General features: G+C 63.2%; 2 protein-coding genes and 1 pseudogene. 1 reads left to right on the forward strand and 2 read right to left on the reverse strand.

What is annotated here, in order from left to right; translation table 11 throughout:
* A partial coding sequence (locus PMI02_RS27930; RefSeq protein ID WP_238539032.1) for a hypothetical protein occupies positions 1-563 on the forward strand: 563 nt, incomplete at its 5' end.
* A 150-nt stretch (positions 564-713) separates the two neighbouring features.
* On the opposite strand, the pseudogene PMI02_RS26320 reads toward PMI02_RS27930, so the two are convergent.
* Positions 714-1,133 (reverse strand): annotated as a pseudogene (locus PMI02_RS26320) (IS5/IS1182 family transposase); the annotation flags it as partial.
* A gap of 459 nt (positions 1,134-1,592) precedes the next feature.
* A partial coding sequence (locus tag PMI02_RS08260; RefSeq protein ID WP_007681427.1) for an autotransporter domain-containing protein occupies positions 1,593-6,610 on the reverse strand: 5,018 nt, incomplete at its 5' end.

Raw genomic sequence — 6,610 nt, forward strand, 5'->3', positions numbered from 1 at the left:
TGACTACAACGTCCGCTTTCCAACCCTTTCCGCCGTTCGGAGCCGCCGCGCCGACCCCCAGAAGCGGAAAGGCCGCGTTGCAGAGAATTTACCTGAGATCGGCCTTTCCGGACACGCGCGATAGCGGACAAGGATCATCTAAAGACATTTGTAAGATGTCCTTGTCATATCAGCGCTGTAGATATCAGGGGCGATCGTTCATGAGTTTGAAATCGAAGGCCGTCGTGCTGGTGATTGCCCTTGGTGCCCAGCCCGCGTTGGCTCAGCAAAGCCAGCCTGACGCCATGCTTATTGGCCAAGCAATTGATAGATGCATGGCCACTTATGCCGTGCGCCTCACCAAGACCGCCGCATCGGACGAAGAGATATACGCTGAGGCAACAAAGGGCTGCGGACCGCTGAACACAAGGTTTGTAGATTCTGTCAAAGCTTTAGTTCCCCCGGAGCAAGCAGCCGAACTTCTAAAACAAGCAGATAAGTTACAGAAGCCGAACTTCCTCAGCATGCTTACAAAAATTCGCAGCGATCGGGCAAAAAGAGAGGCCGGACTGAGCGGCCAATAGTACGCATCCGGTGAAAGCCCTCTGTCGCTGATCGGCTTGGCCTGAGAGGTTAGCCATGTGGCAAGCACTGAGATTTGCCGCATTCCTATGGAATGTGGAGTGGGTCAGGTGACGGTGTTTTCCGGCGCGCAGAGGCGGCGGTGGTGGAGTTTCTGCAGAGCCATAGGCGGTGTCCGCCGCCAGTCGCGCAGGCCAGACTCCGAACCGGTCCTGGACGCGATCGATCATCCGCCGTGCCGCAGTCAAATCAGCCTGACGCATCGCCGTGCTCGCTTCCACATCCATGATGACGGCGTTCCTCGGGTCGATCAGATAATTGGTGCAGTAGGCGAAGAACGCCTGACCGCCCTCGGCGCTGGTCCAGCGCGCGGCAGAGTCAGCAGGCGACAAGAACTTCGGAACGACAGGCGTCGCGGCACCAAACGCGGCGTCGTCGAGCATGGCCAGATATTCGTTCACAGCATGGTTGGTCGTCTCGGGCGGCAAGGGCTCGCCGCCACGAACTCCGCGCTGGCGATTAGCATCGACTGCGATCAGGCTCGCATCGACGGCAAAGCCTTCATCGCCGATCGAAGTGGAGGCCCTAGAGGGAAGTATGCAGATCGAGTGCTTCGATAACGTCGACCGGGCGATCCGCACCCATGGTGAAGGCGATACGATCCGGCTGATCTGCTAAGCCGCATTTCTACGGCTATCTCAATCGAATGCGGTCGAGCCGTTGCCTCACGACTGAACGGGGGGCAATCTGGAGGTGATCTGGCTGCTGGGCGGAGTGCGTCCTGATCTTCGAACAATCGCAGATTTTCGTCAGGCGAACTCGGCTGCGTTTAAGCCACTGTTCCGGTGCTTCGTGCTGCTGTGCCACCGCCGTAGATGAAATGCCTAATGTTCCACAAGGCATTGACGCTCCTGACTTTCATCCGGCGCCTCTGTTCTTCGTTGGCATCGCCCGCAATGGCGTGCTTTGCGCGCCATGCGGCACGATTTCACACACCCGGGTCTGACGAAAATCAGACCCGGGTGTGATTTTCAGAACGCCATACGCAGGCCCACGCGCGCGCTGGCGCGTTTATCGGCATCACCGGCTTCACCGCTCAATGAGCCGAACAGCGTCAAGCTTGAGGACACGACAACATCCGTCCCCATCGTCGCAGTGGCGAGGACGGGAGCGCGCGAGGCGCCGGTCGCCGCAAGGCCGAGGTCCCCACCGCCGAGAGCCGCAAGCGCGAAGGGAGCGCGGCCCTCCACCTGATAGCGCATTCCGACCGTGAGGAAGGGGCGCATCGCTGCACCGTCCTGCATGCCGCCCTTGAACGTAAGGCCACCGTCGACGAAGACCGCGTGGTCGCGTTCACGTGCCACTTCGAGGACATAGGGGCTGTCGCCGCCTTCCGCCACCTGATCGCGGGTGGTGCGGATTGCGATCAGACCGACAGTCGGTTGCACCGTCCAGCTACGGCTGAGCGGCATCGCGTACGTAAGGCTGAGGTCGCCGGTCCAGCCCGTCAGTTCATACGAACCCTTGGCCGGAGCGCCGAGCAGGCTACGCCGGGTATCGGCATTGCCGCCATCGTAGGCGACCGTCGCCTTGATGCCAAGCTTGCCGTTGCTCCAGCGGCCATGGGCGCCTGCGACCACGCCGTCGACTTCGGTGCGGGCGCCCAGCGCGGACAGCGTCTGCCGGCTGTTGAGATAGCCGACGAAGCCGCCGATCGACCAGTCGCTGCTGCCCCAGCCAATCCCGCCGAGGAAGCCATAGCTGTTGATCCGCGCGCGTGCTGCGCCCTGCGGGCCGCCTTCAAGCGTACGCGTATTGCCGAGCGTGCTTGCAAAGGTGAAGGCTCCAGGCGCGGCGCGGCGCGGGGCAAAGGCATCGCTGCGGCCGACATCTGCCAGTTCCAGCCCATGTTCCACGGCGATCTGGTCGGCAGAGGCATAAGCTTCCGGCGTCAGCTGCGCGAAGACGGTCTGGTTGGCGGTGCTGGAATTGGCCGCTAGTTCCGGAACCGCCGCCATGAACGCTGCAGAAGCCGTACCGCTGGTCATCAGGCCGTTCACATAGTCGATCGCGCCTCGGACCTGCGGCGTGAAGGCCGGATCGTTCATGAACGCGCCGAGCAGCGAAACCGAGTTCCCGTCCTGGACGAGAACGCCGAAAAGCGATCCCGAGCGGACGATGTTGGTAAAGCTGCCGGTGATGCTGTCCGCATCGATGAGGTCGAGCGACTGCCCGGGGTTCACGATGCCGCTGGCGCCGATCTGCAGCGTGGCGCCCGAGGCGATCGTGAGATTACCGTTGACGATCAGCTTGTCCGAAACCGCGGGCGTGATCTCGAAGATCGAGACCGAAGTGCCGGCCAGTGTGACATTGCCGTTGACCGTCATCGTGCCGGGCGAGGCGCCGGAGCTGAGCGTGCCGGCGACGGCGAGATCGCCGTTGACGGTGCCTGCGGAACCGAAGGTTGCCCCCTGCCCCACGGTGATCGTCGGGGCCGAGATCGTCGAGCCCGCCAGCCCGATCATGCGGCCGCCGGTAAGCCTCATGCTGCCGAAGGCGGCGCTGCCGCTGACGGTGGCGAGGCCGCCGCTCATGCGCAGCGCCTCGACGTCGGAAACCGCCGAGAATGCCGCCTGGCCACCGGCGATCTCGATGCTGTCGCTGCCCTCGCCGCCGTAGACGGTGCCTGCGAAAGTGCCGCCCGAAAGGCGCAGAATGTCGTCCCCAGCGCCAAGATCGATGGAACCCATCGTGCCGTTGTTGTCCACCAGATCGTTCCCACCACCCAGCATCACGCCGCCCACGATCGTGCCCATGTTGCGGAGCACGGCGGGGAAGGCATCGGTAGCCAGAATGGCCAGAGCGCCCTCGCCGCTGGCCTCGATCCGGCCGTGGTTTTCGAGGTTGAACGTGGTGCCCAGCGAATGGATCGCAACGGCGTCCTTGCCCGAAGCCGTGATTGTCCCGCCTGCCGCGTTGACGATCATGGCGGTTACCGTACCCAGCGGCGGAGCAGGGATGGGGCTGTAGTCGGGAACGGCAAGGCCGAGGCCGACTGCGATCGCGCTCTCTCCGTTCGCGCTGATGATGCTGCTGTTGGTGAGCGCCAGAGCGGCGGGCGCGCTGGCATCGATTGATCCTCCCAGCATTTGCAGCGCCGCGCCGGCGCCTTCATTTGCGATCGTGCCGCTGTTGGTCACGCTGATGGTACCCGGCGTGCCTTCCTGCGAGGCAACGGCATAGGCCTGGAAGCCGCCTGCGATCGTGCCGCTATTGGCGACGTCGATGGCGTATCCGGTCAGCGATGAGAAGTACTCTTCGAGTTGGCTGGCGATTACGGTGCCGCTGTTTTCAAAGGCAATATCGCCCCAGTTCCAGACCATCACGGGGGTATCGGCGAGCTCTGCCGAGCCGATCGTGCCGGTGTTGACCAGATGGGCCACGGAACCGCTCACGCCGCCCGCCACGGACCCATGGTTGACGAGCGTCCCAAGCGTCTGGCGCAGGATATAAGCCTGTCCGGTATAGGCATCGCCGCCCATGATCAGCGCGCCGGAGAGGTCCAACGCGTTGACGACGGTGCCATCGCCCGCGGCGTGGAGATCGGTGAACGCGGCATCGAGGCTGGTGACGGTGGCCATCGTATCGACGCCCAGCGCCGCGACCATCGCGTCTTCGAAGCCGGTTCCAGGCGCGGCCCCAACGGCCACCGAGCCGCTGCTGGTCAGTGCGATGCCGTATGTGTCACGCCCGAGGCCCGCGTCGATAGTGCCGCTTACGCCGGCGTCCGTTCCGTTCTGAAGGAACAGGTCGTTGCCGCTGCCCAGCGTCAGGTCGCCGATCAGCGTCCCGCCGTTGGCGTAATAGGCGCTGCCGTAGCCCCCCCAGTACCCGAGATCGACATTGCCAAGGATGAGGCCCGCATTGCTCACCGATCCGCCGCTCATGGAGATCGCTGTCCCGGCGCCGCCCGAGATCGTGCCGCCGGCCAGATTGGTGACTTGCGAGGCTGACGTGATCGCGGTGTTTGCGGTGCTGGCGATCGTGCCGGAATTAACGACCGTGGTCCCCGAATTTCCCGAGATCGCGCTGCTCGCAGTCTGGATTGTGCCGCTATTAGTGACGCTGTAGGCGTTATAAATGCCATAGGAAGCCCCTAGGCCAGTCTGCTCGATCGTGCCCGTGTTCACCACGGTATTGACGTTGTAGGCACCGTAGCTGCCATCCAGCGTGATGCGTCCGTTGTTGACCAGCGTATTACCGTACGTGACGGCGGCATTGTACGAAGTTCCGCCGTTGGTCGCGCTGGAGGCGGCGTTGATCGTGCCGTCGTTGTACAGAGTGTCGTTCGTAGTGAGGCTTGCGACCCCGAAGCCGCCGCCCCAGTAATTATTGATAGTCCCCGAAATCGTGCCGCGGTTGACGATCGTCAGTAAGTCCGGATTAACGAGCGTCGAGTTATCGGGCCTCGCCGCCCAAACCACGCTCAAAGCGGTCTGATTGGTGGCCTGGATATCGGCGGTCAAATCCACTGTACCGGTACCGGCAAGGACCAGCGGCAGGGTTTGCGGCGCGTCTGCGGTCAGCATCAGTTTCGCGCCGCCGACCAGTTCGTAGCCGGTCGTGGCGAAGGGGCCGACGGCGCCGATTACCGCGCTTGCCTCGCCCGAGACGCGGTAGCGCAGCAGGCCGCCCGTGGTGGTCACCGTGCCGTTGATGCCGGCGAACTGGCCGGAGCCGGTGTTGACCAGGTCGGTTACCAGCGTATCGCCTTTGCCCAGCGTCAGGTTGCCATTGAGGACGCCGCTGGTGAGCGCGACGTAGAAGTTGGTATTGCTGTAGTACCCGTCATCGCGGGGAGAAACGAAGGTCACGTCCCCGTTGATCGTGCCGGCATTGAAGACTCTGGCATTGTACGTGCTGGTCGATCCGTAAGGATCCTTGCCGGTGATCGCCCAGGCGCCGCCTTCGATCACCCCGCCCGCCAGATTGTTCAGCACGCCGTAGTTGCTGAGGCCCACGGCGGTGCCGGTGGCGCTGGTGGAGATGATGCCGCTGTTATTCAGGACATAGCCGATCACGGCGCCGTAAGTCGCGCCTTCGATCGTGCCGCTGTTGGTGGCGGTGTAGTATGTGTCGCCGTTCAGCTCGACGCCGATGCCGCCGGTCGAGCGGATCGTGCCGCTGTTGGTCAGCCCTTCGCCGAACATATAAAGCCCGGTGCCGGCGGCGGTGATCGTGCCGGAATTGACGACGCCGCCGTCCATGTTGACGCCGGAGCCGCTGGACGTGATCGTGCCGCTGTTGGTCAGCGTGCCTTGGAAGCGCATGTCGATAGCATAAAGGTAGCTGTCCGCCCCCATGTCCGCATCGATGGAGCCAATATTGGTGAGGCTGGGGGTGCCGGATGGGGGATAAGGCACGACGAAGACCTGACCCTGCGTCGTGATCGCCGCTTCGTTCACGATCGTACCGTTACCATCGATCTCGATCGTGCCGGGAGCGACGAAGCCATCGGCCAGCGTAAGCGTGACGCCCTTTGCGGGAGTGAGCCGCAGGCGCTGGAACCCAGTTGGCAGCGTGATCGCAGTGGAGACGGTCAGGTCCGCGTCGGTCGCCAGGACGAGGGAGTTGGTGCCAAGGCCGGCGTCGATCGTGCCGGTGATTCCGGTCACCAGCGTCTCCGAGCCATCGTAGCGACCGTAGACGAGGTCGTTGCCGTTGCCGAGCAGGGCGTTGCCCTCGATCGTGCCCTGCGTAGAGTCGATCACGTTGGAACCATAGTAAGCGTAGGTAGGCTGGATCACGATATCGCCTATGATCGTGCCGCTGTTGGTCAGTTTCAGGTATGTGGTGGAAATCGCCGTACTGCCTGCGGTGGAGATGGTCCCGCCAGCTTGATTAACGATCTCCAGTCCACGCTCGCTCTGAATGGCGGCCCCGGTTCCGGTGTTGGCGATGGTGCCACTGTTGGTCAGCGGATTGAACGGCGTGGACAGATTGGCGATCGTCGCTGCCGTGGAGGCGGAGCGGATCGTGCCGCTGTTGG

The sequence above is a fragment of the Novosphingobium sp. AP12 genome (assembly GCF_000281975.1).
Taxonomy (GTDB): Bacteria; Pseudomonadota; Alphaproteobacteria; order Sphingomonadales; family Sphingomonadaceae; genus Novosphingobium.